Source organism: Microlunatus sagamiharensis (genome assembly GCF_900105785.1).
Lineage (GTDB): Bacteria > Actinomycetota > Actinomycetes > Propionibacteriales > Propionibacteriaceae > Microlunatus > Microlunatus sagamiharensis.
In genome coordinates this window covers 796,743-822,535 of record NZ_LT629799.1, presented here as the reverse complement: position 1 = coordinate 822,535, position 25,793 = coordinate 796,743, and the positions used below count along the sequence as shown (strand labels likewise).

At 73.6% G+C, this 25,793-nt stretch carries 26 protein-coding genes; 7 read left to right on the top strand and 19 right to left on the bottom strand.

Translation table 11 applies throughout. From position 1 onward, the window contains the following. Nucleotides 1-7: 7 nt before the first annotated feature. A complete protein-coding gene (locus BLU42_RS03785; protein WP_091073324.1) occupies nt 8-391 on the bottom strand; it encodes a hypothetical protein in 384 nt (127 codons plus the stop codon). Between the two features lie 62 nt (nt 392-453). Between BLU42_RS03785 and BLU42_RS03780 the strand changes: the two genes are divergently transcribed. Both BLU42_RS03780 and BLU42_RS03775 read left to right on the top strand, forming a co-directional pair. Then, on the top strand, nt 454-690 hold the full coding sequence (locus tag BLU42_RS03780) for a hypothetical protein (protein ID WP_091073323.1): 237 nt from the start codon (nt 454-456) through the stop codon (nt 688-690). After that, nucleotides 687-1,022, top strand: coding sequence for a type II toxin-antitoxin system PemK/MazF family toxin (locus tag BLU42_RS03775; RefSeq protein ID WP_091073322.1), 336 nt, complete (start codon nt 687-689; stop codon nt 1,020-1,022). Before BLU42_RS03780 ends, BLU42_RS03775 begins: the two co-directional genes overlap by 4 nt. A gap of 26 nt (nt 1,023-1,048) precedes the next feature. On the opposite strand, the gene BLU42_RS03770 is transcribed toward BLU42_RS03775, so the two are convergent. Continuing rightward, nucleotides 1,049-2,011 carry a helix-turn-helix transcriptional regulator gene (locus BLU42_RS03770; protein WP_091073321.1) on the bottom strand — a complete coding sequence of 321 codons (963 nt, stop codon included), beginning with the start codon at nt 2,009-2,011 and terminating at the stop codon, nt 1,049-1,051. Nucleotides 2,012-2,115: 104 nt separating this feature from the next. On the opposite strand from BLU42_RS03770, the gene BLU42_RS03765 reads away from it, so the two are divergent. Next, entirely contained in the window at nt 2,116-2,535 is a 420-nt protein-coding gene (locus BLU42_RS03765) for a VOC family protein (protein WP_091073320.1), read from the top strand. Nucleotides 2,536-2,569: 34 nt separating this feature from the next. Here the strand turns inward: BLU42_RS03765 and BLU42_RS03760 are convergent, their stop codons facing one another. From BLU42_RS03760 to rhaI, 8 genes are all read right to left on the bottom strand, one after another. After that, nucleotides 2,570-2,884, bottom strand: coding sequence for a hypothetical protein (locus BLU42_RS03760; RefSeq protein ID WP_091073319.1), 315 nt, complete (start codon nt 2,882-2,884; stop codon nt 2,570-2,572). Nucleotides 2,885-2,978: 94 nt separating this feature from the next. After that, on the bottom strand, nt 2,979-3,320 hold the full coding sequence (locus tag BLU42_RS03755; RefSeq protein ID WP_091073318.1) for an L-rhamnose mutarotase: 342 nt from the start codon (nt 3,318-3,320) through the stop codon (nt 2,979-2,981). Beyond that, a complete protein-coding gene (locus BLU42_RS03750) occupies nt 3,313-3,996 on the bottom strand; it encodes a LutC/YkgG family protein (protein ID WP_091073317.1) in 684 nt (227 codons plus the stop codon). Before BLU42_RS03750 ends, BLU42_RS03755 begins: the two co-directional genes overlap by 8 nt. Next, nucleotides 3,993-5,504 (bottom strand): LutB/LldF family L-lactate oxidation iron-sulfur protein, encoded by a 1,512-nt coding sequence (locus BLU42_RS03745; RefSeq protein ID WP_091073316.1) that lies wholly within the window; start codon nt 5,502-5,504, stop codon nt 3,993-3,995. Before BLU42_RS03745 ends, BLU42_RS03750 begins: the two co-directional genes overlap by 4 nt. Beyond that, the gene (locus BLU42_RS03740) at nt 5,501-6,241 is read right to left on the bottom strand and encodes a (Fe-S)-binding protein (RefSeq protein WP_091073315.1); all 741 of its coding nucleotides are present in this window, start codon (nt 6,239-6,241) and stop codon (nt 5,501-5,503) included. Before BLU42_RS03740 ends, BLU42_RS03745 begins: the two co-directional genes overlap by 4 nt. Nucleotides 6,242-6,266: 25 nt before the next feature. Beyond that, on the bottom strand, nt 6,267-7,727 hold the full coding sequence (locus BLU42_RS03735) for a rhamnulokinase (RefSeq protein WP_091073314.1): 1,461 nt from the start codon (nt 7,725-7,727) through the stop codon (nt 6,267-6,269). Beyond that, nucleotides 7,724-9,760: a bifunctional aldolase/short-chain dehydrogenase gene (locus BLU42_RS03730; RefSeq protein WP_091073313.1), complete on the bottom strand. Its 2,037-nt coding sequence runs from the start codon at nt 9,758-9,760 to the stop codon at nt 7,724-7,726. The genes BLU42_RS03735 and BLU42_RS03730 overlap by 4 nt, the downstream gene beginning before the upstream one ends. Before the next feature lies 1 nt (nt 9,761). Next, nucleotides 9,762-10,964 (bottom strand): L-rhamnose isomerase, encoded by a 1,203-nt coding sequence (rhaI, locus tag BLU42_RS03725; RefSeq protein ID WP_091073312.1) that lies wholly within the window; start codon nt 10,962-10,964, stop codon nt 9,762-9,764. A gap of 284 nt (nt 10,965-11,248) precedes the next feature. Between rhaI and BLU42_RS03720 the strand changes: the two genes are divergently transcribed. Further along, nucleotides 11,249-12,298, top strand: a complete 1,050-nt coding sequence (locus BLU42_RS03720) for a LacI family DNA-binding transcriptional regulator (protein WP_231918424.1) — start codon at nt 11,249-11,251, stop codon at nt 12,296-12,298. A gap of 45 nt (nt 12,299-12,343) precedes the next feature. Here the strand turns inward: BLU42_RS03720 and BLU42_RS03715 are convergent, their stop codons facing one another. The 6 genes from BLU42_RS03715 to BLU42_RS03690 form a co-directional block, all read right to left on the bottom strand. Further along, nucleotides 12,344-13,171 carry a carbohydrate ABC transporter permease gene (locus BLU42_RS03715; RefSeq protein ID WP_091073310.1) on the bottom strand — a complete coding sequence of 276 codons (828 nt, stop codon included), beginning with the start codon at nt 13,169-13,171 and terminating at the stop codon, nt 12,344-12,346. Continuing rightward, on the bottom strand, nt 13,172-14,113 hold the full coding sequence (locus BLU42_RS03710; protein WP_091073309.1) for a carbohydrate ABC transporter permease: 942 nt from the start codon (nt 14,111-14,113) through the stop codon (nt 13,172-13,174). It lies immediately after the preceding gene. 113 nt (nt 14,114-14,226) lie between these two features. Next, the gene (locus BLU42_RS03705) at nt 14,227-15,582 is read right to left on the bottom strand and encodes an ABC transporter substrate-binding protein (RefSeq protein ID WP_091073308.1); all 1,356 of its coding nucleotides are present in this window, start codon (nt 15,580-15,582) and stop codon (nt 14,227-14,229) included. A 147-nt stretch (nt 15,583-15,729) separates the two neighbouring features. Beyond that, the gene (locus tag BLU42_RS03700; protein WP_091073307.1) at nt 15,730-18,033 is read right to left on the bottom strand and encodes an alpha-L-rhamnosidase; all 2,304 of its coding nucleotides are present in this window, start codon (nt 18,031-18,033) and stop codon (nt 15,730-15,732) included. Between the two features lie 253 nt (nt 18,034-18,286). After that, nucleotides 18,287-19,234 carry a carbohydrate kinase family protein gene (locus BLU42_RS03695; RefSeq protein WP_091073306.1) on the bottom strand — a complete coding sequence of 316 codons (948 nt, stop codon included), beginning with the start codon at nt 19,232-19,234 and terminating at the stop codon, nt 18,287-18,289. Nucleotides 19,235-19,262: 28 nt separating this feature from the next. Continuing rightward, nucleotides 19,263-20,291 carry a DUF4192 domain-containing protein gene (locus tag BLU42_RS03690; RefSeq protein WP_157719755.1) on the bottom strand — a complete coding sequence of 343 codons (1,029 nt, stop codon included), beginning with the start codon at nt 20,289-20,291 and terminating at the stop codon, nt 19,263-19,265. Between the two features lie 237 nt (nt 20,292-20,528). Here BLU42_RS03690 and BLU42_RS03685 point away from each other — a divergent pair, with 237 nt between their 5' ends. After that, on the top strand, nt 20,529-21,092 hold the full coding sequence (locus BLU42_RS03685; RefSeq protein ID WP_091079272.1) for a rhomboid family intramembrane serine protease: 564 nt from the start codon (nt 20,529-20,531) through the stop codon (nt 21,090-21,092). Nucleotides 21,093-21,158: 66 nt separating this feature from the next. Here BLU42_RS03685 and BLU42_RS03680 read toward each other — a convergent pair whose 3' ends face one another. Together BLU42_RS03680 and BLU42_RS03675 are read right to left on the bottom strand one after the other, a co-directional pair. Continuing rightward, a complete protein-coding gene (locus tag BLU42_RS03680; RefSeq protein WP_091073305.1) occupies nt 21,159-21,551 on the bottom strand; it encodes an Hpt domain-containing protein in 393 nt (130 codons plus the stop codon). After that, entirely contained in the window at nt 21,548-21,925 is a 378-nt protein-coding gene (locus BLU42_RS03675) for a response regulator (protein ID WP_231918422.1), read from the bottom strand. The genes BLU42_RS03680 and BLU42_RS03675 overlap by 4 nt, the downstream gene beginning before the upstream one ends. A gap of 140 nt (nt 21,926-22,065) precedes the next feature. Here BLU42_RS03675 and BLU42_RS03670 point away from each other — a divergent pair, with 140 nt between their 5' ends. Next, nucleotides 22,066-24,201: a sensor histidine kinase gene (locus tag BLU42_RS03670; protein WP_091073303.1), complete on the top strand. Its 2,136-nt coding sequence runs from the start codon at nt 22,066-22,068 to the stop codon at nt 24,199-24,201. A 78-nt stretch (nt 24,202-24,279) separates the two neighbouring features. Further along, nucleotides 24,280-25,092 carry a response regulator transcription factor gene (locus BLU42_RS03665; RefSeq protein WP_091073302.1) on the top strand — a complete coding sequence of 271 codons (813 nt, stop codon included), beginning with the start codon at nt 24,280-24,282 and terminating at the stop codon, nt 25,090-25,092. 4 nt (nt 25,093-25,096) lie between these two features. On the opposite strand, the gene BLU42_RS03660 is transcribed toward BLU42_RS03665, so the two are convergent. Beyond that, nucleotides 25,097-25,423, bottom strand: coding sequence for a hypothetical protein (locus BLU42_RS03660; protein WP_091073301.1), 327 nt, complete (start codon nt 25,421-25,423; stop codon nt 25,097-25,099). Between the last annotated feature and the right edge of the window lie 370 nt (nt 25,424-25,793).

Genomic DNA, 25,793 nt, shown 5'->3' with positions numbered 1-25,793 from the left:
GCCCGGCTCAGTACGCGCAGACGAAGACGGGCAGCACGTTCGTCGCGAGGGGCCAGAGCAACGTGCTCACGACGACGAGGGCGAGGACTGCCCCCGCGGCGCCGCCGACCAGGGCCAGCCCGAGGGACCGACGGCGCCGGCGGAGCAGGACGAAGCAGGCCGCGGCGTCCAACCCGACCAGCAGCCCACCGGGAGCCCCGGCGATCGTCGCCTCGGCGTGCTCGCACGCCGCGCCTAGGGTCCCGCTCTCGTCCAGCTCGAGCAGGGCGGTGCTGAGGTTGGTGAGCAGCGTGCCGACGAGGAGCCCGACGACCGCCCCGAGCAGCAGGGAGATCCGGCCGCGCGGTGCGGCGGCGGTCGGGGATCCGGGGGCCTGGACGGGTCGGGGCACCCGCCGATCCTCGCAGGTCCGGATCCCGCTGCCTGGTCTACAAATCGTCTACACTTCGGTCCATGGCCAGCGCAGACACCACCACGGTCCGCGTGCGGCGACCCGACTCCGAGCGGCTGCAGTCGCTGGCGCGGCAGCGCAACACGCCGGTCATCGACGTCCTGCACGCCGCCATCGAGGCCTTGGAGCGGCAGGAGTTCCTGCGCGGGCTCAACGAGGACTACCAGGCGCTCCGCGCGGATCCTTCGCGCTGGGACCAGCACGTCGCCGAGCAGCGGGACTGGGACGTCCTGAGGTGATCTGGCGGGGGGAGGTCTGGGACGTCGACCTCGGACAACCCCTCGGGCACGAGCCGGGCTTCCGACGGCCTGCCGTGATCGTGTCGGTCGACGTCCTGAACAACGGACCGGGCGGACTGGTCGTCGTCGTCCCGGTGACCTCGGCCGCGTACGGGCTGCGCAGCCACGTGGAGCTCGAGCCGGGGCCCGCGGGGCTGGACCACGTGTCGTACGCACGGTGCGACCAGCTGCGCGTCGTCTCCACCGAACGCGTCGTGCGGCATCGGGGAACGGTCGGCCTCGCGGCGATGCGGGCCGTCGACCAAGCCCTGCGCTTCATCCTCGACCTCTGAGCCCGGTCGTCGGCACCGGTCGACGATCAGCCGCCGCCGGCCGTTCGCAGCCGGTCCGCGAGCGCGAGCACGGCGTCACGGAGCGGGGGCGGTCCTTCGACCGTGACCTCGACCGGGAGGCCGGCGACGACGCCGGCGAGGCCGACCCAGGACCACGACCCGAGGGTGAGGCGACGGCGCTCGGCGTCGACGTCCTCGACCAAGGCGTCCTCGGGCAGGTACGGCGCGACCGTGCGAAGCGCCGCGGGGGCGACGGTCACGGTCCCACGGCAGGGCCACGCGTCCTCGCGCGCGGAGCCCTTGAAGCGTGCGGCCACGAACACGGCCGCGTCGCCGCCCGGGACGTCTCGCGGCGTGAACCGCACCCGAGTCCGGGCTCGCGGCACCATCCGGTCGACGCGGTAGGTGCGCCAGTCGTCGCGGTCGAGGTCCCAGGCGAGCAGGTACCAGCGGGCGTGCCGGGCGACGACCGCGTACGGCTCGACGCGGCGTACCGCGGGCGCCTCCCCGTCGCCGTCGGAGCGGTGCTCGAACCGCAGCACCTCGGCGCGCTGGACCGCCCCGCTCACCGCGGCGAGCACCTCGGGGTCGGCCTGCACGGTGCCGGCGGCGGTCACCGCGCGCACCGCGTCGACCCGGTGCCGCAGCCGCGGCGGCATCACCTGGCGCACGGTGGCGAGCGCGCGCGCCGCCGGCTCGGCGATGTCGGCCCCGGACGCCGGCGCCACCGCGAGAGCGAGGGCGAGCGCCACGGCCTGGTCGTCGTCGAAGAGCAGCGGGGGCAGGTCCGACCCGGCCGCGAGCCGGTAGCCGCCCGCCGGCCCGCGCAGGGACTCGACGCGGTAGCCGAGCTCGCGGAGCCGGTCGACGTCGCGCCGCACCGTCCGCGGGCTCACCTCCAGCCGGCCGGCGAGCTCGTCGCCCGCCCAGTCGCGACGCACCTGCAGCAGCGACAGCAGGGCGAGCATGCGCGAGGAGGGGCCGGCCATGCCGTCAGTCTGGTCGAAGTTCAGGACACGATCTGACCGCATCTGCCGGAAGACTCGTCCTCGACGGCGGCCGCAGGGGCCGCCGGGGAGCACGAGGAGACGCCATGACCATCGAGACGACGACCCACCTGAACTTCGACGGCGACGCCCGCGCCGCGCTGGACCTCTACGCGTCCGCCTTCGGCGGCGAGGTGACGGCCATGACCTACGGGCAGATGGGCGCCTCGGACGAGCCCGCCTGGGCGGACCGCGTCGTGTGGGGTCAGGTCACGAGCCCGGCGGGCCTGCGGGTGATGGCCTTCGACGTGTGGCCGGGCCAGCCGTACGACCAGGGCGCCAACGCCTTCTACGTCTACGTCCACGGCACCGACGCCGAGGAGGTCACGCGCATCTGGGAGGGGCTGCTCGAGGGCGCGGAGATCCGGCAGCCGCTCGGCGCGTCCGCCTGGGCGCCGCTCGCCGGCCAGCTTCGGGACCGGTTCGGGGTGATCTGGGCGCTGGACGTGGCGCCGGCCGCCGGCTGAGCCCGCGGTCGCAGGTCGGCGTGGAGCCTCCGGCCTAACCGTCCTCGCGCAGGGCGTCCCGGAGCCCGGGGACCAGCCGCTCCAGCAGGCGCGGGGCGAGCACGTCGACGAGGTCGTCGAGGTCGGCCGTCGGCTCCGGGGTGCGCGTCATCTGCTCCATGCGGCGCGGGGGCACGGGCGCCGGGCGCGAGTACGCCCGCGTCGGAGCCGTGTCGGCGGCGAGGGCCGCGTCCACCCGGGCGTCGAGGTCGTCGAGCGTCGCGGTCAGCTGCTGCCGCAGGTCGGCGAGCAGCCGGCGCACGGCCTGGAGGTCGGAGGTGGCGAGGTCCTGGGTCGGGTCGCTGGGCATGCCCGCAGCGTGGCACGTCCGGCCCCGGCCGGCCGGCGTGTCCGCGGCGGCTCCGCGCCCCGGTCCGACGCCCGGCCCGAGCGGTGGAGCGGTGCTACGCCTGCCCCGCCTCGGCGAGCTGCCGCTCGAGCTGGAACACCTGCGGCACCCGCTCCCACGCCTCGTCCGGCGCGCCCTCGGTCACGAACAGCCCGGCCATGGCCGCCTGCCACCGGCGGTTCACCGCGGTCTGCGCCACGCGGGCCTGCGCCTCGTCCAGGTCGTCGGCCTCCGCGTAGCCGATCACGGTGCCGTCGTCGCGGAGGAAGAGCGAGTAGCGCCGCCACCCCGCGTCGCGCAGCGCGACGAGGAGCTCGGGCCACACGCGGGCGTGGACCTCGCGGTACTCGTCGAGCCGGCTCGGGTCGACTCGACCGACGAGGCAGTACTCAGGCATCGGGAGGGAGCGCCGGCCCCTCCACGACGACCACCTCGAGCGTCCGGGGCCCGTGGACGCCCTCGACACGGTTGAGCTCGATGTCGCTGGTCGCGCTCGGCCCGCTGATCATGGTCGTCGGGCGGGTGGGCTCGAGCCGGTCGACCGCCTGCGGCACGTCCGCGACGACCTGGTCGGCCCGCACCACGCAGAGGTGGTAGTCGGGCACGAGCGTCACGACCCGACGGCCCTGGCCCGCGGTGCCGTCGAGCACCAGCGTCCCCGTGGCCGCCACCGCGAGGGCGCAGCCGGTCAGCACGCCGTCGACGCGGTCGAGGGCGTCCACGCTGAGCGGTCCGTCCGGGCCCGGGTCGGCCACCGCCTCCAGCCCGGCGTCGGCCGCCGCGTCCAGCCAGCCCGCCTCGACGCCCTCGGGCACGGCCAGCGACCGCACCCCGCGCTCACGCAGGGCCTCGGCGACCGTCGCCGCCAGCCCGTCGGCGGTCGTGCGCCGGACCAGGGCCTTGTAGTCGAGCAACCGGTCGACGAGCACCTCGACCAGCTCCGCGGAGCCGTCCTGCGGCCCGGCGTCCGCCCGGCGGTAGTCGCGGGTCAGCGCGGCGTACGGCAGGTCGGGCGGCGGCGCGAGCCGGTGCGCGTCGGCGATCCGGGCCAGGACCTCGTCGCGCGCGCTCATCGCCCGCCTCCGTCGGTAGGACCGGAGTCGCCGTGCTCGCGCGCCCACCAGTCCCGGAACGTGCTCGTCGGCGGCCGGCTCAGGTCGCGCGCGTCGGTCCACTGCTTGAGCACCGGCAGCGGGACCTCACCGATGACCCCGCGCCGCCGCCCGAGGAGCCGTCCGAGGCGCCCACCGCGCAGGGCGAGCCGCCAGCGGCGGGGGCTGCGCATGACCAGCGACGCCGCCTGCATCGCGGCGGCCTCGGCGGTCGGGACCCGGCTCGCGGCCGCCTGCGCCTCGGTGTGCTCGGCACGCAGGTGCACGAGGATGTCCGGGATGTTGATCTTCACCGGGCAGACGTCGTAGCAGGCGCCGCAGAGCGAGGACGCGTACGGCAGCGAGGCGTTGTCCTCCACCCCGGTCAGCTGCGGCGACAGGATCGCCCCGATCGGGCCGGGGTAGACCGACCCGTACGCGTGCCCGCCGGCCCGCTCGTAGACGGGGCAGACGTTGAGGCAGGCGCTGCAGCGGATGCAGTTGAGCGCGTCGCGGCCCTCGGCGTCGGACAGCACCGCGCTGCGGCCGTTGTCGAGGAGCACGAGGTGGAACTCCTGCGGCCCGTCGCCGGGGGTGACCCCGGTCCACATCGAGGTGTAGGGGTTCATCCGCTCTCCCGTGCTCGAGCGGGGCAGCAGCTGCAGGAAGACCTCGAGGTCGGCGTAGCGGGGCACGAGCTTCTCGACGCCCATGACCGTGATCAGCGTCTCCGGCAGGGTCAGGCACATCCGTCCGTTGCCCTCCGACTCGACGACGGCCAGCGTGCCGGTCTCGGCGACGGCGAAGTTGGCCCCGCTCACCGCGACCCGCGCCGACAGGAACTTGCGTCGCAGGTGCAGCCGGGCGGCGTTGGCCAGGGCGGCCGGGTCGTCGCTGAGGGCCGGGTCGACGTCGCCCATCTCGCGCAGGAAGATCTCGCGGATCTCCGCGCGGTTGCGGTGGATCGCCGGCACGAGGATGTGGCTCGGGCGGTCGTTGCCGAGCTGCACGATCAGCTCGGCGAGGTCGGTCTCGAAGGCGGCGATCCCCGCCTCCTCGAGCGCCTCGTTGAGCGCGATCTCCTGCGTCGCCATCGACTTGACCTTGACGACCTCGTCCGACCCGGTGGCCCGCACCAGGTCGACGACGATGCGGTTGGCCTCGGCGGCGTCGCGGGCCCAGTGGACGACCCCGCCGCGCGCGGTCACGGCCTCCTCGAGCTGCACGAGGTAGTCGGGCAGGTGCGCCATCGTGTGGACCTTGAGCTGGCGGCCCGCCTCGCGCAGCTCCTCCCAGTCCGGCAGCTCGGCGACGACGGCCGCGCGCTTGCCGCGGATCGTCCGGGTGGCGTGGCCGAGGTTCGAGCGCAGCTGGGTGTCGGCGAGCGAGTGGCGCGCCGCCGCGGGGAACGACTCTTCGCCACGGAGGTGGCCGGTGCCCCGCGGTGAGGTCGGGGGCGCTCCGGGCATGCCGAGCATCACGGCGCTCATGCGGCGTCCTCACGGGTCGAGGCCAGGATCTGGGCCAGGTGCAGGGTGCGGGCCCCGGCGCGGATGCGGGAGAGGCCGCCGCCGATGTGCATCAGGCAGGAGCTGTCACCGGCGCTGCAGACCTCCGCGCCCGTGTCCAGGACGTGACGCATCTTGTCGGCCAGCATCGCGGTCGAGGTGTCGGCGTTCTTGAGCGCGAAGGTCCCGCCGAAGCCGCAGCACTGGTCCGCGTCGGGCAGCTCGACGAGCTCGAGGCCCTCGACGGCCCGCAGCAGCCGGGTCGGCTTGTCGCCGACGCGCAGCAGGCGGAGCGAGTGGCAGGTCGGGTGGTAGGTCACGGTGTGCGGGAAGTACGCGCCGACGTCGGTCACCCCGAGCACGTCGACGAGCAGCTCCGACAGCTCGTAGGTCTTGGCGGCGACGACGTCGACCTGCTGCTGGAGGTCGCGCGAGCCGAAGCGGCGCGCGAGCATCGCGTGCTGGTGCCGCACCGAGCCGACGCAGGACCCGGACGGCGCGACCACGGCGTCGTAGCCCGCGAACACGTCGGCGAACCGCTCGACCAGCGGCACCGCCTGCTTCTGGTAGCCGGTGTTGACGTGCATCTGGCCGCAGCAGCTCTGCGCCTCGGGGAACTCGACGGTGTGGCCCAGGCGCTCCAGCACCCGGACCGTCGCCCGCCCGACGTCGGGGTAGAGCCCGTCGGCCAGGCACGTCACGAACAGCGCGATCCTCACGCGGCGATCCTCTCAGGGCCTGGTCTCACGTTTGACCATTCCCCACCCCGACCGTCGAGCGATGCGGGGTGAAGGTCCGCAGGTCGAGGCCGACGCGCAGCGCCGCGCGCAGGTCCTCGAGGTCGCCGGTGAGCACCCCCGCCGCCCGGGCCTGCACGGCGACGTTGCCCAGCGCCGTGGCCTCGACCGGCCCCGAGCGCACCTCGAGCCCGGACAGGTCGGCGGTGAGCTGGCAGAGCAGCGCGTTCTGCGAACCACCCCCGACGACGTGCACCACGTCGACCTCGGCGCCCGAGAGCTCGACCGCCTGCGCGACCGTGCGGGCGTATGCGACGGCGAGGGAGTCGAGGATGCAGCGCACGACCTCCGCCGGGGTGCCGGGCGCCTCCCGGCCGGCCCGCCCGCACGCCTGGCGGATCCGCGCGGGCATGTCGCCCGGCGCGATGAACCGCTCGTCGTCGACGTCGACCACCGGTCCGCCGGCGGGCAGCACGGCCGCCTCGGCGAGCAGGACGTCGGCGTCGACCTCGTGGCCCTGCTCGCGCCACGTGCGCAGCGACTCCTGCAGCAGCCAGAGCCCGCCGACGTTGCGCAGGTAGCGCACGCGGCCGTCCACGCCGCCCTCGTTGGTGAAGTTCGCCGCGCGGCTCTCCTCGGTCAGCACCGGTTCGTCGAGCTCGACGCCGACCAGCGACCACGTGCCGGACGAGACGTACGCGAACGCCCGGTCCTGCGCGGGCACCCCGACGACCGCCGACGCCGTGTCGTGCGAGCCCACCGCGACGACCCGCGTGGCCGGGTCGAGCCCGGTCCTCGCGGCCACCTCCGCGGTGACGGTGCCGAGCGTCTCGCCGGGCCGGATCAACGGCGCGAAGAGGTCGGCGGGCAGCCCGAGGGCGCCGAGCAGGCCGGCGTCGAAGGTGCGCGTACGGGCGTCGAGCAGCCCGGTCGTGGACGCGTTCGTCACCTCGGTCCGGCGCTCGCCGGTGAGCCAGCACGCGAGCAGGTCGGGCAGCAGGAGGGCGTGGCGGGCCTGCGCCCAGCCGGGCTCGGACTGCTCGGCGAGGAGCTGGTAGAGCGTCGTGAAGGGCAGCTCCTGGAGCCCGTTGATGGCGTAGAGCCGCTCGGCCGGGATCCGCGCGTGAATGCGGCCGGCGACGCCGTGGGTGCGGTCGTCGCGGTAGGCGACGGGTTCGGCGAGCAGCCGGCCGTCGGCGTCGAGCAGCCCGTAGTCGACGGCCCAGGTGTCGATCCCGATGCTCGCTGCGCCGCCGTGGCGCTCCACGACCGCGGCGAGGCCCACGAGCACCTGCTCGAACAGCCCGCTCAGGTCCCAGCGCAGGTGACCGTCGCGGCGGACCGCCCCGTTGTCGAAGCGGTGCACCGCCTCGAGCACGACGCGTCCGTCGACCACTCGCGCGGCCATCACCCGCCCGCTCGACGCGCCGATGTCGACGGCCACGAACACCGGGTCCGGGGCGCTCACCGGAGGAACGCCGCCGCCACGCCGGCGTCGACCGGCACGTGCAGGCCGGTGGTGTGGCTGAGGTCGGCCGAGCACAGCACGAAGACCGCGTTCGCGACGTGCTCGGGCAGCACCTCGCGCTTCAGCAGGGTGCGCTGGGCGTAGTAGGCGCCGAGCTCGGACTCCTCGACGCCGTAGACCGCGGCACGCTTGGCGCCCCAGCCGCCGGCGAAGATCCCCGAGCCCCGCACCACCCCGTCGGGGTTGATGCCGTTGACCTTGACCCCGTGCTCCCCCAGCTCGGCGGCGAGGAGGCGCACCTGGTGGGCCTGGTCGGCCTTCGTCGCGGAGTAGGCGATGTTGTTGGGGCCGGCGAAGACGGAGTTCTTGCTCGAGATGTAGACGATGTCGCCGCCCAGGCCCTGGTCGATGAGCACCCTCGCGGCCGCCCTCGACACCAGGAACGAGCCGCGGGCCATGACGTCGTGCTGCAGGTCCCAGTCCTTCGCGGTGGTCTCCAGCAGCGACTTCGACAGCGACAGCCCGGCGTTGTTGACCACGAGGTCGAGCCCGCCGAAGGCGAGGACCGCCGTGTCGACGGCCTCCTGGACCGCGTCCTCGTCGGTGACGTCGGCCCGGACGCCGACGGCGACGTCGGTGCCGCCGATCTCCGCGGCCGCGGCCTGCGCCTTGTCGACGTCGAGGTCGGCGATCACCACGCACGCCCCTTCCGCGGCGAGGCGGTGGGCGATGGCCTTGCCGATGCCGGACGCGGCGCCGGTCACCAGGGCGACGCGCGTGGCCAGCGGCTTGGGCTTCGGCATCCGCCGGAGCTTGGCCTCCTCCAGCGCCCAGTACTCGATGCGGAACTTCTCCGCCTCGTCGATCGGGGCGTACGTCGACACGCCCTCGGCGCCGCGCATGACGTTGATCGCGTTGAGGTAGAACTCGCCGGCGACGCGCGCGGTCTGCTTGGTCGCGCCGTAGGAGAACATCCCCACGCCCGGGACGAGGACGACCAGGGGGTCGGCCCCGCGGATCGCCGGGCTGCCCGCGTCGGCGTGCCGGTCGTAGTACGCCTGGTAGTCCGCGCGGTACGCCTCGTGCAGCTCGCGCAGGCGCGCCTTCACCGCCTCGACGTCGGCGTCGGCCGGCAGGTCGAGCACGAGCGGCTTGACCTTCGTACGCAGGAAGTGGTCGGGGCAGCTCGTGCCCAGCGCGGCCAGGCGTGGGTGCTCGGCGGCGGCCAGGAAGTCGAGGACGGCGGGGTCGTCGGTGAAGTGGCCGACCATCGGCCTGTCGTGGGAGGCGATCGCGCGCACGGTCGGGGCCAGCGCGACCGCCCTGGCCCGGCGCTCCGCCTCGGGCAGCGCCCCGTAGCCGGGCAGCGCCGGTCCGAAGGGCTCGGGCCGGGAGTGCTCGCTCAGGTAGGCCGCAGCGGTGTCGATGATCCAGCACGAGTGCTCCTCCGCCTCGGCCGACGTGGCGCCCCAGGCGGTGATGCCGTGCCCGCCGAGGACGCAGCCGACCGCGTCGGGGTTCGCGTCCTTGACCGCCGCGATGTCGAGGCCGAGCTGGAAGCCGGGGCGGCGCCACGGCACCCACACCACCCGGCCGCCGAAGACGTCCTTCGTCAGCTGCTCGCCGTCGGCGGCCGTGGCGATCGCGATGCCGGAGTCGGGGTGCAGGTGGTCGACGTGCGCGGCGTCGACGAGCCCGTGCATCGCCGTGTCGATCGACGGCGCCGCACCACCCTTGCCGTGCAGGCAGAAGTCGAACGCCGCCACCATCTCGTCCTCGCGCTCGACACCCGGGTAGACGTCGGCCAGCGCCCGCAGCCGGTCGAGCCGGAGCACGGCCAGCCCCGGCTCGGTCAGGGTGCCGAGGTCCCCGCCGGAGCCCTTGACCCAGAGCAGCTCGACGGCCTGCCCGGTGACCGGGTCGGTCTCGCGGCCCTTGGCCGAGGTGTTGCCGCCGGCGTAGTTGGTGTTCTTCTTCTCCGCGCCCAGGCGGTGGCTGCGCTCCAGCAGCTCGGTGACCGTCGGGTTGGTCATCTCACGCCCCCCAGCCGGTCTGGGTGCCGCCGACGCGCTCGGTCTCGATGCGGCGCTGGTAGCCCGAGACCGCGTACGCGTGCATCGGGTCGGCGGGCAGGCCGCGCGACTCGCGCCACGCGGCGAGGTCGGTCCGGACGTCGGTGTAGAAGGCGTCCATGAGGACGCCGTTGGCGCCGAGGACGTCGCCGTCGGCCTGCGCCTTGGCCAGCGCGTCACGGTCGACGAGCAGCGCTCGGGCCGTCATCTCCTGCACGTTGAGCACCGAGCGGATCTGGCCGGGGACCTTGTCCTCGACGTTGTGGCACTGGTCGAGCATGAAGGCGACCTCGGAGTCGCGACCCAGCCCGCCCCCGCGGATCACCTCGAAGAGGATCCGGAAGAGCTGGAAGGGGTCGGCCGCCCCGACGATGAGGTCGTCGTCGGCGTAGTTGCGCGAGTTGAAGTCGAACGAGCCGAGCTTGCCGAGCCGCAGCAGCTGCATGACGATGAACTCGATGTTCGTCCCCGGCGCGTGGTGGCCGGTGTCCAGGCAGACCATCGCCCGCTCGCCCAGCGCGCTCACCTGCGCGTACGAGGTGCCCCAGTCGGGGACGTCGGTGTGGTAGAACGCCGGCTCGAAGAACTTGTACTCCAGCACCATGCGCTGGTCGCCGCTGAGCCGGTCGTAGATCGTCGCGAGGCTCTCGGCCAGGCGGTCCTGGCGGCCGCGGAGGTCGCCCTGGCCGGCGTAGTTGGTCCCGTCGGCCAGCCAGATCTTGAGGTCGCGCGACCCGGTGGCGTCCATGACGTCGATGCAGGCGAAGTGGTGCTCGACCGCCTTGCGCCGCACGGTCTCGTCGACGTGGGTCAGGCTGCCGAACTTGTACGCGTCGTCCTGGAACGTGTTCGAGTTGATCGTGCCGATCCGCACCCCCAGGCCCTCGGCGTACGCACGCAGGGCGCCGTAGTCGTCGACGGTGTCCCACGGGATGTGCAGCGCGACCTTGGGGGCCAGCCCGGTCAGCTCGTGCACCCGCGCGGCGTCGGCGATCTTCTCCTGGACGCTGCGCGGCGTGCCCGGGGTCGCGAAGACCTTGAAGCGGGTGCCCGAGTTGCCGAAGGCCCACGACGGCAGCTCGATGGCCTGCTCGGCGAGGACGTCGGCGATGGCGGCGAAGCCGGTCGACACGCTGGTCGGGGCGCCGGTCGACGAGGTGGTCATCGGGGGTCCGTTCTGGAGGCGGGGCAGGTGGGTGACGTTCGCCGGGCGCGGCGACCGGCACCGGGGCCGGCACGCCTCCGGTACCCGCGGGCCTCGTCGTTGAAACGTTCCACGAACTGCGGTCGACAGTAGGCCCGGGGCTGGGGGCTGTCAAGCGTGGGGACGGGGCGTCGCAGCGCGAGGCGGGGCCGGGTCACGGAGCGGGAGCGTTCCCCGCGGTAGGGTGCTGAAACCTTCAACGCCGGTACCTCCCGGCGTGGTCGTCGCGCACCGGAGGAGAGCTCGTGCCCCGCAGGTCCTCGACCAGCATGAAGGACGTCGCCACCCTCGCCGGGGTGTCGCTCGGCACGGTGTCGAACGTCGTGAACTCCCCCGACCTGGTCAGCCCGGCCACGCGCGAGCGTGTCGAGACCGCGATCACCAAGCTCGGGTGGGTGCCGAACGAGTCCGCCCGCCAGCTCCGCGCCGGCCGCAGCCGCGTGATCAGCATGGTCGTGATGGACATCGGCAACCCGTTCTTCACCGACGTCCTGCGCGGGGCCGAGGACTGGGTGCTCGGCCACGGCTACCACGTGCAGGCCAGCAACAGCGCCTCGCAGGCCGAGCGCGAGAGCGAGCAGCTGCGGGTGCTCGAGCAGCAGCGGGTCGGCGGTGTGCTGTGGGCGCCGGTGAGCGGCCCGAGCGAGCGCGCCGACGCGCTCCGCCGGCGCGGCATCCCCGTCGTCATCCTCGACCGCGCGGGCATCGGCGGGGGCTACTGCTCGGTGTCGGTCGACGACGTCGAGGGCGGGCGGCTGGCCGTCGACCACCTGTTCCGCCAGGGCCACACCGACGTCGCCGTGGTCGGCGGGCCGGGGACGCTGCACCAGGTGCGCGACCGGCGGATGGGCGCGGAGATCGCCCGCGGCCAGCACGGCGGCGACGCCTCGCTGCTCTTCATCACCACGCCGACCATGGAGTCGGCGTCCGGGGTCGCCGCGGCCGACCAGATCGTCGCCCTGCCCGACGTCGAGCGGCCGACGGCGGTCTTCGCCATGAACGACCTGCTGGCCATCGGCCTGCTGCAGGGCTTCGTGACGCACGGCCTCCGGGTGCCCGACGACGTCGCGCTCGTGGGCTACGACGACATCTCCTTCGCCGCGTCCGCCGCCGTGCCGCTGAGCTCGGTCCGCCAGCCCCGCGAGGCCCTCGGCGAGCGCGCCGCCGAGCTGCTCTTCTCCGAGATCGAGGCCGCCGACCACGACACCCCGCACGAGCACCAGGGCGTCCGCTTCACCCCCGAGCTCGTCGTCCGGCGCAGCAGCGCGCACGAGCGGACCCCCGCCGGGTCGTAGGCCCACCGCGACCGGCCGACGTCCGGACGACCGCGGCCCCACCGCTCAGCCCTTGACCGAGCCGGCGGCCATGCCCTCGACGATCTTGCGGTTGAAGAAGACGAACATGATCAGCGGCGGGATCGTCACGAGCAGGATGGTGGCGAAGAGCAGGTTGTACTGGCTCGTGAACTGGCTCTGGTAGGTGAGCAGCGTGGTCTGGATCGTCGCGTTCTGGGTGCCCGGCAGGAAGTAGAGCGGGTTCTGGAAGTCGTTGTAGACGAACACCGTCTGCAGGATGATCACGGTGATCATGACCGAGCGCAGGACCGGGAAGATCACCCGGAAGAAGACCTGCAGCGGTGACGCACCGTCCACGACCGCGGCCTCGTCCAGCTCGCGGGGGACGCGCGCGATGAAGGCCCGGAAGAGCAGGATGCAGAAGGGCAGCCCGTACGCGATCTCGATGAGGATCAGCCCAGGCATCGTCTTGAAGAGCCCGACGCGCTGCAGCACCCAGATCGTCGGGACGATCGCCGGCGGCACGATCAGCCCGGCCAGCACGAGCATCCCCACCAGGCTGCCGAAGCGACCGGGGCGACGCTGCCACACGTACGCGACCATCGCGCCGAGCAGGACCAGCGCGCCGACGCTGACCACGGTGAGGATCACGCTGTTGATGAAGGCGATCACCATCAGGAAGTCCCGCGCCGAGAAGGCCTCGGCGATGTTCTGGAACAGCTGGAAGTTCCGCGGCCAGGCCAGGCGCAGCTCGTTGGACTGGACCCGGTCCTGCGACGCGATGGACAGCACGAACAGGAACGGCACCAGGAAGAAGACCGAGGTCAGGACGATGGCCGAGCCGCCGATGACGACCCCACGCGTGTTCTTCATCTACGACTCCTCGCCACGGTTCAGCCACCGGGTCAGCGGGACCACGATCAGCGTCACCAGCAGGAACAGCACGACCGAGCCGGCCGTGGACAGGCCGTAGAAGCCGGCCTGGTACTGCTTGTAGATCACCGAGGCGATGACGTCGGAGGCGAAGCCGGGCCCGCCGCGGGTCATGGCCCAGATCAGGTCGAACGAGCGCAGGCCGCCGATCAGGGACAGCGTGATCACCGAGGCCGTCGCCGGGCGCATCAGGGGCAGCGTGATGCTGCGGAAGGTCTGCCAGCGGGTGGCCCCGTCCACCTGGGCCGCCTCGTTGTACTCCCCCGCGATCGAGACGAGCCCCGCGATGTAGATGACGGTCGCCAGTCCGACCCCCTTCCACACGTCGACCAGCGCGACGGAGACGAGCGCGAGGCTCGGGTTGGTGAGCCAGCCCGGCCCGTCCACGCCGACCTGCGCGAGGGTCGTGTTGATCAGCCCCTTCTCGGGGTTCATCAGCACCGTGAAGGTGAGCCCGACCCCGATGACGCTGACCAGCACCGGGAAGAAGATCACCGAGCGCAGGTAGCCGCGGGCGATGATCCTGGACGTCAGCAGGACGGCCAGCGCCATGCCGAGCACGACCTTGATCCCCGAGGTGAGGACCGCGTAGACCACCGTGTTCCGCAGGCCGATGACCAGGGCCTGCTCGGCGAAGAACGTCTTGTAGTTCTCCAGCCCTATCCAGCGCGAGGTGAAGAGGTCCCAGCGGGTGAAGGAGAAGTAGAACGACGAGAGCGTCGGCACGACGAAGAAGATGAGGTAGATGACGCCGGGCACCAGCAGGAACCAGTACGGGTACGGCCCCCGTCGCCTCCGGCCGGAAGCCCCGGCCGCCGTCGTCCCGGCCACCGCCGGGGCTGCGTGCGGCAGGCCCTGCGGCGTGTCCACCGTGCTCGCCATCGGAGTCTCCTTGAGGTGCGTCGTGCTGGGTGGGAGCGAGCCCTCCGGCCGGCTCCGGGTCGCGCAGACCGCAGGGCGGACCGTGCCCGGTAGCCGGCCGGAGGGGCGGCGGGTCAGTCCCAGCCGGGGAGGTTCAGCTGCTGGGCCTGCTTCTTGACGTCGGCGTCGTAGAGCGACGCGGCCTTGTCGGCGCTCTCCTGGCCGGTGCCGACCTGGATGCAGATCTGCTCGAGGTTCGGGCCCTTCACCGGGGACTTGAACTCCAGCGCGGGCGTCGCCCGGCCGGCGTCGAAGTAGGCCTGGGTGTCCTTGGCGACCTGGGAGACGTCGGCCGGCAGCGAGCAGGCCTTCGACAGGAACGGGCCCTGCGGCGGCGAGGCCTCGAGGGTGGCGTCGCAGCCCTGCTGCGTGGCGGCGAAGGCGACGAACTTCTTGGCCGCGTCCGCCTTGTCGCCCTCGGTCGACTTCGGGATGTAGAGCGCCGAGGTGCCCGGCCACACCGTCAGGTTGTTCTTGCTGGCGTCGTCGCCGGGGAGGGCGAAGATGCCGACGTCGTTGGTCTTGCCCGGGGCGAGGTTCTCGATGTTGGCCGCCGAGCCGCCGAGCTGCGGGTACTGCGCGGCGGTGCCCTCGGCCACGGCCTTCATGCCGTCGTTCAGCGTCGCGGAGGCGTAGTCCTTGTTCAGCAGGCCCTCGTCGCGGACCTCCTGGATGTGCTGGAAGCCCGCCAGGGCGGCCGGGGTGTTCGCGTAGCTCGCCTGGTTGGCCGTGTACCGGCTGGCGAAGTCGGGCACCGCCGCCTCGACGTTGGCGTAGTCGCCGAGCACGAAGAGCTGCGAGGTCCACGTCTCGCCGTAGGTCTGCTCGATCGGCGCGACCCCGTCGCCCGCGTCCTTGATCTTCTTGCTGTTGGCGATGAACTCGTCCCAGGTCTTCGGGATCTCGAGGCCGAGCTTCTTGTAGACCGGGATGTTGTAGAGCACGCCGCCGCCGAAGGCCGTGCCGATCGGGCCGCCGTACAGCTTGCCGTCGGTGCCCTTGGACGAGGCCGCGAAGTTGTCGTCCAGCTGACCGGCGAAGGGCTGGTCGTCCAGCGGCGTCAGGTTCTGCTCGGGCTTGATCGCCTGCAGCAGCGAGCCGTTGTTGTAGACGAAGACGTCGGCCATGTCGCTGGTGGCGAGGCGGGTCTTGATGATGTTGTCGCCGTCGCTGCCGCCCGGGCGGGTGTCGGTCTTGACGGTGATGCCCGGGTTGGCGGCCTGGAAGGCCGAGATGAGCGCCTTGGTCTGCGCGACCGTGGCGTCGTCGCTCGGGATCAGGTACGTGATCTCGGTGGCGGCGGCGCTGCCGCTGCCCCCGGCGTCGCTGCTGCTGCCGAGGCTGCCGGCGCTGCAGCCGGACGACGCCAGGGCGACGGACGAGGCGAGCGCGACCAGCGCGAGCCCTCGTCGGAGCGTCGGACGGAACATGGGACCTCCGGAGTTAACGACATCCGCGCAGAGGCCAGAGCCGTCCGGGCCGCGGTGCCTGGATCGTTTCAATAAGGGAACGGTAGCCGAGGCCCCGTCCGACGTCAACAGGTCGGAGGGGCCTCGTCACCTCGGCTTGATAACGGTTCAGAGCACGGCGGCGGCCGGGCTGCTCCGGACGTGGTGCTCGCCGCTGCCGACCTCGCGGTCGGGCTGGCCGGGCAGGCGCACGACCCCGGTCACCCCCTCGGGCAGCGTCACGTCGACCTGCAGCTCACCGCCCTCCTCCAGGCTCCAGGCCACGGCGGTGCGGCCGTGCCGGCTCTCCAGCGCGGTGCGGGCCCACGTCAGCCCGCCGCCGGGCTGCGGGGCGACGAGGACGCGCGCGTAGCCGGGCTCGAGCGGGGCGAGGCCGGCCACGGTGCGGTGCAGCCAGTCCACGACCGCCCCGAGCGCGTAGTGGTTGAAGCTCGTCATCTCGCCCGGGTTGATGGTGCCGTCGGGCAGCATCGAGTCCCACCGCTCCCAGACCGTCGTCGCCCCTATGGTCACGGGGTAGAGCCACGACGGGCACTCGCGCTGGAGCAGCAGCGCGTACGCGTCGTCCAGGTGGCCGGTCGCGGTGAGGGCGTCGGTGACGAAGGGCGTCCCCGCGAAGCCGGTCTGGATGTGGTGGCCGCCCGCGCGCACGAGCTCGACGAGGCGCTCCCCCGCCCGCTCCTGCTGCCCGGCGTCCAGGAGGCCGAAGGCGATGGCCAGCGCGTAGACGGTCACCGCGTCGCTGGCGATCCGCCCCTCGGCGTCCACGTAGTGCTCGACGAAGGCGGCCCGGGTGCGCTCGGCGAGCGCGCGGAAGTGGGCCTGGTCGTCGTGACCGAGCAGCTCCGCCGTCCGCGCGACCAGGTCGGCGCTGCGGAACAGCGACGCCGTGGCCACGACGCTGGGGTCCGCCTTGGCCAGGGCCGCGTCCTCCGGCGGGGCGGTCGGGTCGAGCCAGTCGCCGAACTGGAAGCTGTGCTCCCACAGCCCGGTCGGCGAGAGCAGCGTCTCCACCCGGCGCACGTGCGCGGCCATCGAGTCGTACTGGTCCTCCAGCACCCGGCGGTCCCCGTACGCCTGCCACAGGGCCCAGGGCACCCAGACCGAGGCGTCGCTCCAGATGGCCGTCGAGTCCGGGGTCCCGAAGGGGCTCGCCCCGACGTCGTCGCCGACCAGGTACTTGAGCACGTCGGGGACGACCCAGGCGACCATGCCGTCGGCCGCGCGCTGCTCGGCGGCAAGGTCGCGCAGCCAGTCGCGCAGGAAGTCGTCGACGTCGAAGAGGTACGCCGCCGACGGTGCGAAGGCGGCGATGTCACCGGTCCACCCGAGCCGCTCGTCGCGCTGCGGGCAGTCGGTCGGCACGTCGAGGAAGTTGCCCCGGGTGCCCCAGACCGCGTTGCGGTGCAGCTGGGTGACCAGCGCGTCGGAGCAGGCGAACTCCCCCGTCGGGCGCAGGTCCGAGGAGACCACGACCGCGGTGAGGGCGTCGGCGGTCAGCTCGCCGGGCCAGCCCTCGACCTCGGCGTAGCGGAACCCGTGGAACGTGAGGGTCGGCTCGAACTCGTCCGCCCCGCCGCTGAGCACGAGGCGGTCGGTGGCCGCCGCGCTGCGCAGCGGACGCGTGCCGAGCTCGTCGTGCTCGAGCACCTCGGCGTGGCGCAGGGTCACGGTGCTCCCGGCAGGTCCCTGGACGCGGACCTTCAGCCAGCCGACGAGGTTCTGCCCGAAGTCGACCAGCGTGCGTCCGGCCGGGGAGGTCCAGATCCGCTGGGGCGCGACCTCGAGCACGCGGCGCACCGGCGGCCCGACGTAGGGCTCGAGGGTGGCGAGGTCGAGCTCGCCGCGGTGCACGCCGGTCCACGCCGGGTCGACGTGGCCGGGCCGGAGCCAGGCGTCGTCCTGGCGACGGGCGTCGATCGTCTGCCCGTCGTAGAGGTCGTTGGCCGTCGTCGCCGACGGACCGGCCGTCCAGCTCTCGTCGGTCCCCACGGTCTGGGTGTGGCCGTCGTCGAAGGTGACGTCGAGCTGCACGAGCGCCCCGAGCTCGTCGCCGTAGTAGGCCCGCCCGCCGGCCCAGCCGAGGCGGCCGCGGAACCACCCGTTGCCCAGGGCGACGCCGAGCACGACCGGGGCGGCCAGGTCCGGACCCGCCGCCCGGCCCAGCAGCGCGGTCACGTCGCGCTCGACGTAGCGCAGCCGCCACTCGTAGCTCGTCCAGCCCGGGCTGAGCACGCTGTCGTCCACCGGCTCGCCGCCCAGGAACGCCTCGAGGACGCCGTGCGCGGTCGCCCGCAGCACCGCCCGCCGGACCGCTCCGTGGCCGGTGTCGAGGCGCAGCTCGGTCCGCAGCAGCGGAGCGCCGTCGAAGTCGGCGTTCGGCGAGACCAGGACGGCGGACCAGTCGGGCATGAGGCTCCTCGGTGTCGAATGAAACGTTCTAGAGCAGCAGACCACGAGCCTGCATGAGCGTCAACCTGCCGGGTGACGGCGCCTGACGTCCGAGCCGCTCTGGCACGATTCAACGAGAGCGCGAAGAGAACGGCTCTGAGGGCGTGGCAGGACGCTCCTCCAACCCGTCGCAAGGCCTCGACGAGGTCGGCGTCCTCGACCACGCCGCTCGGTCAGGTGCCGCCGCGCGGGCTCGAGCGGTCCCGCCGGCGGGTCAGCCCCGCGCGGCGGCGATCAGCGCGTCGACCTCGGCGGCCGTCGGCGGCTGCGCGCCCTGGCGCGAGCACACGATCGACGCGGCCGCAGCCCCGCGCCGCAGGCACTCCTCCAGGTCGAGGTCCTGGGCGACCCGCGCCTCGAGGAACCCGGCCATGAACGTGTCCCCCGCCCCGACCGTGTCGACGACCTCGGTCGGGAAGCCGGGGACGTGCGTACGCCGCCCGCCGGGCTCGATCGCCACGCCGCCGCCCGGGCCGAGGGTGACGACCGCGAGGCCGAGGCCGTACCGCTCGACCCAGCCCGCCGCGACGTCGACCGCGTCGCCGCCGCCGAGGACGCGCGAGAGGAAGTCGATGTCGGCGTCGCTGGCCTTCACGATGCCGTCGCGCTCGCCGACCGCGCGCAGCCACGGCTCGACCTTCGCCCAGTACTCCCCCGGGTCGGTGATGACCGTGGGGCGCACGTTGACGTCGTAGGACACCCCGCTCCGCACGCCGGGCATCCAGTCGAGCAGCACCTCCGCACCGGGGCTCACGACGCAGGACAAGGACGCGATGTGGAGCCAGTCGCCCTCGCCGAGCGCGGGCAGCTCGTCGGCCCGCCAGCCGAAGTTCGCGGTGTCGTTGAAGTGGAAGGTGTAGGTCGCGACGCCCTCGCCGTCGAGGCTCACCACCGCGACCGAGGTCGCCTGGGACGACTCGGTCGCGAGGTCGAGCCCGACCCCGGCCTCCTCGATGTGGGCCCGCAGCTGGGGACCGAACGCGTCGTCCGACAGCCGCCCGAGGAACTGCGTCTGCGCCCCGAGCCTGCCCAGCGCGACGGCGGAGTTCATCGGGCCGCCCGCGGACAGGGCCTCCCAGACGGTGCGGAACGGCGTCGCCTCCTCCGTGCTGGACCGGACCAGGTCGATCAGGGTCTCGCCGCAGACCACGAAGCGCGTCATGCCCGAACCCTAGTGGGACGCCGCCGGCTCAGCGAGCCATGCCGAGGTCGTGCCGGAGGCCGTCGGCCATCGCGTCCCACCAGGCCGGCGCCAGCGCCCGGCGGCTCACGTCGGACAGCAGCCGGCCCATCGGGTACGCCGGGTCGAGGCGCTCGAGCCGCTCGCAGCAGGCGTTGAGCAGCGTGCCGTTCCCGTCGGCCCAGGCGGCGATCCCGAGGACGCCGAGCGGGCCGCAGGCCACCTCGGGCGGCACCCGGCGGACCACGGCCGACCACAGGTCGACGTGGCGCCGGGCGTCCTCGCGGGTCACCAGCGCGCACGCGACGTCACGCACGACCGTCTCTCGGGCCAGCAGCGCCAGCACGAGCAGGTCGTCGTCGTCCGCGGGTGCGGCAGCACCGCCGCTCCCGGGCTCCGGGACCCGGGCGAGCGCGTCCACGACCGCGCGGCCGAGGAGGTCCTGGCGCTGCGTCGCCGTGCCCGCGCCCACCTGCGGCCCGAGCGCCGCGACGCGGAGCCGCAGCCCCGCCCAGTCCGGCTCCGGGGGCCCGGCGACGGTGTCCACCACGCTCTCCCGGTCGGGGCGGGCGACGAGGCCGGCGTACACGGCCTCGGCGCTGATCGGGTGCTCCGCCGGTGCGTACGCCCGGCCCTCGGCGGGGCAGCAGCCCGTGGTGCAGGTCAGCGACCACCAGCGCCGGCCGTCGACGAGGAGCAGATCGACGAGCTCGACGCCCGCCAGCGCGGCGCGGTGCTCCTCCAGCACCGCGCGACCCCGCGGGCCGTCCGCGGCGTACGCGACGAGGACGAGGCCGGTGACCGCGTGCTGCTCGACGAGGTCGGCGACCTCCTCCGCCAGACCGCGGGCCAGGTCGAAGCGGGCGGCGAGCAGCACCCGGCCGTCGCGCAGGAACAGGGCCACGAGCGACTCGGTGGGGTGGAAGCCCAGCAGGTACGGGACCGTGGCGAGCAGGTCGGCGGGCTCGCGGACCCGGAGCCGGACGGGGGCGTCGGGCCGGCGGTCGGGCGAGGCGGCGGGGCGGTAGGAGGTGGTCACGTCGGGACTGTGGTGCGACCGGCCCTCGTCGTGCCGGGTGCCGGCGGCGTCCTGTGGACGACTCCGTGGTCCGACGACGGCCTGTGGACGAGCGGCACGCACCCGGTCCCCAGGAGGACGCTCCGAGCGTCTGGAGCCAGACCCGGGTTTGCCCGTCCCGGGCACCCTGGAGGCCCCACCGTCACGGAGGAGCGCATGAAGAGCCAGCCGGTCCGCCCGCTGCACGCGGTGCTCGTGATGGCCCTGCTCCTCGCCGGCCTGTGGGTCGTCGAGGTGCTCGACCAGCTGAGCGGCAACGCCCTGGACGCGTACGGCATCCGGGCCCGCGAGGTCGACGGCCTGCCCGAGATCTTCACCGCGCCGCTGCTGCACGCGGGGTGGGACCACCTCGCGAGCAACTCCGTCCCCTTCTTCGCCTTCGGCCTGCTCGTCCTCCTCGGCGGCGTGGCCCGCTGGGTGGTCTCCACGCTGGTCAGCGTCGTGTCCTCGGGTCTGCTCGCCTGGCTCCTCACCCCCGCCGGGACGATCGTGCTGGGGGCCAGCGGGGTCATCTTCGGCTGGCTGACCTACCTGCTCGTCCGCGGCGTGTGGTCGCGCCGCCCCGGGCAGGTCGCGCTGGCCGTGGTGATCCTGCTCGTCTACGGCGGGCTGCTCTGGGGCGTCCTCCCCGGGGCCGCGGGCGTCAGCTGGCAGGCGCACCTCGGCGGCGCGGTCGGCGGGGTCGTGGCCGCGTGGGCCCTGCACCGGCGCGACGTCCCCGTGCGGCCGCCGGCGCCGCAGGTCTACGGCTGGCGCACCTAGGCTGTCGGTCCCCCACCGCGAGCGGCCGCTCAACAGCTGTTGACCAGCCGCTGAGCAGCCGCGGGCTCAGCCGCCGAGCTCGGCGGTGAGCCGGTCGAGCGTCGCGCGGGCGCGCTCCCGCTCCTCCCACGGCCGCTCGTGCACCGGCGCCCCGACGCCGAAGAAGCGCTCGAGCCTCGCCGCGTCCAGCGACGCCGCGGGGTGGCCGAAGGTGCCGGCCGAGCCGACCACCTGGTGCGCCAGGCTCTCCGCCTCCTGCCGGCCCGCCTCGTCCAGGGTGCCGGTCTCGCCACGCTCGAGCAGCGCGGCGACGCGGACGACACGGTCCAGGTTCGCGGCCGTCGCGCGCCGCTCGAAGGCGGCCAGCAGCCGCTCGTCGGCGAGGGCCTCCGGCCCGTCCGGGGACGGGTCGGCCCAGCCGTCCCCGGGCAGCTCCGCGCGCCCGCTGCCGGCGCTCACGCGTCCCAGCCCAGCAGCCGGCTGACCTGGGCCGCGAGCCGCATCGCGTCGAAGGGCTTGGCGATCACGCCGGCCACCCCGCTGCCCTGCCAGCCCTCGGTGTTGTTCTTCGCGGTGAGGAAGACGACCGGGATGTCCTCGGTGCGCTCGTCCTCGCGCAGCCGCGCGAACGTCGTCGGCCCGTCCTGACCGGGCATCATCACGTCGAGCATGATCAGGTCCGGGTGCTGCTCGCGGGCCATCTCCTCGGCCTCCTGCCCGGACGACGCCGTGCTCACCTCCCAGCCGGCGACGAGCTCGAGCGAGGCCTTCGCGACCTCGCGGAGCAGCTCGTCGTCGTCCACGACCAGCACGCGCCGGACCTGCTCCGTCACGCCCGACATCGTACGGCCGCCGGCCCTGGGCGAACAGAGGTCGGGCGGAGGGCGGGGAGAGGTCGGGCAGAGGTGGAGGACTGCTCGCCGAGCCCTCCGGACCAGCCCGTGAGGCAGCCTCTCGATGCTATTTTTACGGCATGGAGGGCCAGCTCGACGCCCATGTGCGGGCGGCCCGACGGCTCCGGCTGACCGGCCTCGCCGTGGCCCTGGTGCTCGCCGTCCTGGTGGTGGTCCTGGCCAGCGACCTGCCGCACCGCGTCCGCCAGACCGTCACGCTGACCACGCTGGCCGGCTGCGGGCTCGTCGCGGCCCTCGGCTTCCGCCCGCGGGTCCTCGCCCACCGGGGCCGGCGCCGGCGGGCGTACCTGCTGTTCGTCGCGGCCTGCCTCCTGGCGTCGCTGTCGAACCTGCTGCAGCTGCTCCTGCCGCGGGCCACCGCACCCGGACGCGTCATGCCCGGCGACCTCGTCCTCACGCTCGCCCTGGCGGTCGCGGTCGCCGGGCTCGTGCAGTTCCCGAGCAGCCGCCGCCGGACCACCGACCTGACCCGGATGGTGCTCGACGGGATCGTCATCGGCGGCTCGATCCTGCTCGTCGCCGACGTCACCCTCTTCCCCGACCTGCTGGTCGACAACCCCGGCGGCTGGCCGCTGCTGGTCGTCCCCGTGACCGACGTCGTGCTGGCCACGCTGGCGACCCTGCTCCACCTACGCTCGCGGCGCGACCACCTGATGCTCGGCCTGGTGGCCGCGAGCTTCTACTGCTTCGCCGCCTCCGACTTCGCGTTCGCCTTCGTCGCGGCCTCCGGGCGGCAGTTCAGCTACGGATCGCTCGTCGACGCGGGCTGGCTGTCGGGCTACCTGCTGCTGGTGCTGGCCATCTGGGCGCCGTCGCTGCGCCTGCCCGAACCGGAGGCCAGCACCCGCGAGCGCTCGCCGCTGCTGAGCACCGCGGTGCTGTTCACGCTCTTCCTGATCGGCCTGGGCGTCACGCTCGCCGCCTTCGGCGCGGACCGGGTCAGCCCGTCGGCGGTCGTCCTGCTGCTGCTCGTGGTGATCGCCGTGCTCGCCCGGCAGAGCCTGCTCGGCCTGGACAACGACCGGCTCCGGCGCCAGCTCGAGGAGCGGGTGGCCGAGCGGACGCGGTCGCTGCGCCAGATCACGGCCCGCACCGACCTGCTCGTCGACTCGGTCGGCGAGGGGATCTACGGCGTCGACCCCGACGGGATGATCACGTTCGTGAACCCGGCCACCTCGCGGGCGCTGGGCTACGCCGCGGCCGACCTCATCGGCCGGGACGCGCACGCGACCTTCCACGAGCGCGCGCCCGACGGCGGGCTGATGCCCAAGGACCAGTGCTACATCATCGAGGCGGTGCGCGAGGGCCTGGTGAGCACGGCCGAGGCGGACAGCTACGTCTGCGCGGACGGGCGGATGCTGCCCGTCGAGGTCACGACGACGCCGCTCACCGAGGAGGACGCGGTCGTGGGAGCCGTCGTCATCTTCCGCGACGTGACCCAGCGCCGCGAGGTCGACCGGCTCAAGTCCGAGTTCGTCTCGATGGTCAGCCACGAGCTGCGCACCCCGCTCACCGCGATCCAGGGCTCGCTCGGGCTCATCTCCGGCGGCGCGCTCGGTCGCCTGCCGCCGGCCGCGGGCCGGATGCTCGAGATCGCCTCCATCAGCGCCCACCGCCTCAACCGGCTGGTCGACGACATCCTCGACATCGAGCGCATCGAGTCCGGCGTGCTGGTGCTGCAGCCCGGCCGGCAGCAGGCGCGCGACGTGGTCTCGGCCGCCGTCGAGCAGATGCAGGTGCTCGCGACCGAGGCCGACGTAGAGGTCAGCGTCGGCCCGCTCGAGGGCGCCGTGCACGCCGACCCCGACCGGGCGGTCCAGACGCTCATCAACCTCATCGGCAACGCGCTCAAGTTCTCCTACCCAGGTGGGCTCGTGTCGGTCGACGCCCGGACGCACGACGACGTGGTCGAGTTCCGGGTCGCCGACCAGGGCCGCGGCATCCCCGAGGACCGGCTCGAGCGGATCTTCAACCGCTTCGAGCAGGTGGACTCCAGCGACGCGCGCGAGCAGGGCGGGTTCGGGCTCGGGCTGGCCATCAGCCGCAGCCTGGTGGAGCGCTCGGGCGGACGGATCTGGGCGACCAACAACGCCGAGCGCGGAGCCACCCTGCACTTCACGCTCCCGCGCTCCGACGACCGGCCTCACCCCGCGTCGGCACGACCCGCGACGGAGCCGGCGGTGACCGGTGCCTGAGTCCCGGAGGGCCTCGAAGGTGCCCGCGTCCGGGCGTGCTGCCGCAGCGATGACCATCGGGTCGGTACGGTGACTCCCATGGCAGCCGAGCCGGAACGCGTCGCCGTCGTGATCGAGGACGACGCGGACATCCGGAACCTCCTCGCAGCCATCCTCGACCAGGCCGGCTTCCGCTGCCACACCTGCGAGTCCGGCCAGGAGGGCATCGCCGCGGTCCGGGCGTACGACCCGATCCTCACGACCCTCGACATCAGCCTGCCGGGCATCGACGGCTTCGAGGTCGCGCGCCAGATCCGGTCCTTCAGCTCGACGTACATCATCATGCTGTCGGCGCGCGACGAGGAGATCGACACCTTGATGGGCCTCGACGCCGGGGCCGACGACTACCTCACCAAGCCCTTCCGGCCGCGGGAGCTGCGGGCCCGCATCGAGGCCATGCTGCGCCGCTACGTGACCCCGGTGCAGGCCGCGGCCGGCTCGTCGGCACCCGCCGAGCCCGCGCCGGCGGCTGCGGCGGCACCGACGCCCGCGGCCCCGCCGCAGGCCGAGGACGACGCGGCGGGTGGCTGGCTCAGCCACAACGGCCTGCGGATCAACTCCGAGATGTGGCTCGTGGACCTCGACGGCGCCCCGCTCGAGCTGACCCGCAGCGAGTTCGACCTGCTGCTGGCGATCATGTCGGGCGCACGCCGGGTCATCTCCAAGGACGCGCTGGCCCTCGAGCTGCGCGGCGACTACGCGACCAGCGGCTACGTCAGCGACTCCGACCGCCGGGCGGTCGAGGTCCACATGGCCAACCTCCGGCGCAAGCTGAACGACCCGGTGGCCTCGCCCCGTTACATCGAGACCGTACGCGGCGTCGGCTACCGGCTGGCCGACTCGCGTCGCTGACCCGCTACGGCTCCGGCTGGTCCGCGCGGGGCGCGGTGCCGCCCTCGCCGAGCTGCTCCCGGGTCCGCTCCGCCTCGCCGGCCACGTCGGCCATCAGGTCGTCGACCTCGTCGCGCTCACCCTCCTCGACGGCCTCGCGCAGACGTCCGGCGGCCGAGGCGAGCTCCTCGGCCCCGACCATCACGCTGGTCGACTCGAGGCTGAGCAGAGCGACGTGGGCGGTCATGAAGTTGCGCTGGTCGAGGTGGTGCCGGATCGAGGAGACCCGGTGGTCGAGCAGCTCGAGGTAGTCGTGGACGAACCGCGCCATCATGGCGTCGTGCTCGCCCATCGGTCCTCCTGATGCGCCGGCGTGGGCCGGTCCCGTACGTCGATCTCCCGGGACCGGCCCACGTCCGGCACCGTCCGGTCCTGCCCAGGTCCCCCGCGGAACGGTCACGGCGTCCCCTACGCCCTGCCCGTCCATCGGCGCCGGTCCTCCCCCTCGTCGAACCGGTGCCCGTCGGCCCCTGCGCTCTCCCGAACGCCCCTGCATCCCCCTTGACGTCGCAGCCCCCCACGGCGCCTGTTGCTGGTCCGCCGACCTCCGGACGACGTCGTACGTCATCGTCCACCCCCGAGCCCGTCGATCCCCCCTGGTGACCGAGCCGGACGTCCCTGTCCGGTCCAGCCGTGCTGACCCCCAAGCCAACGGCGCACCT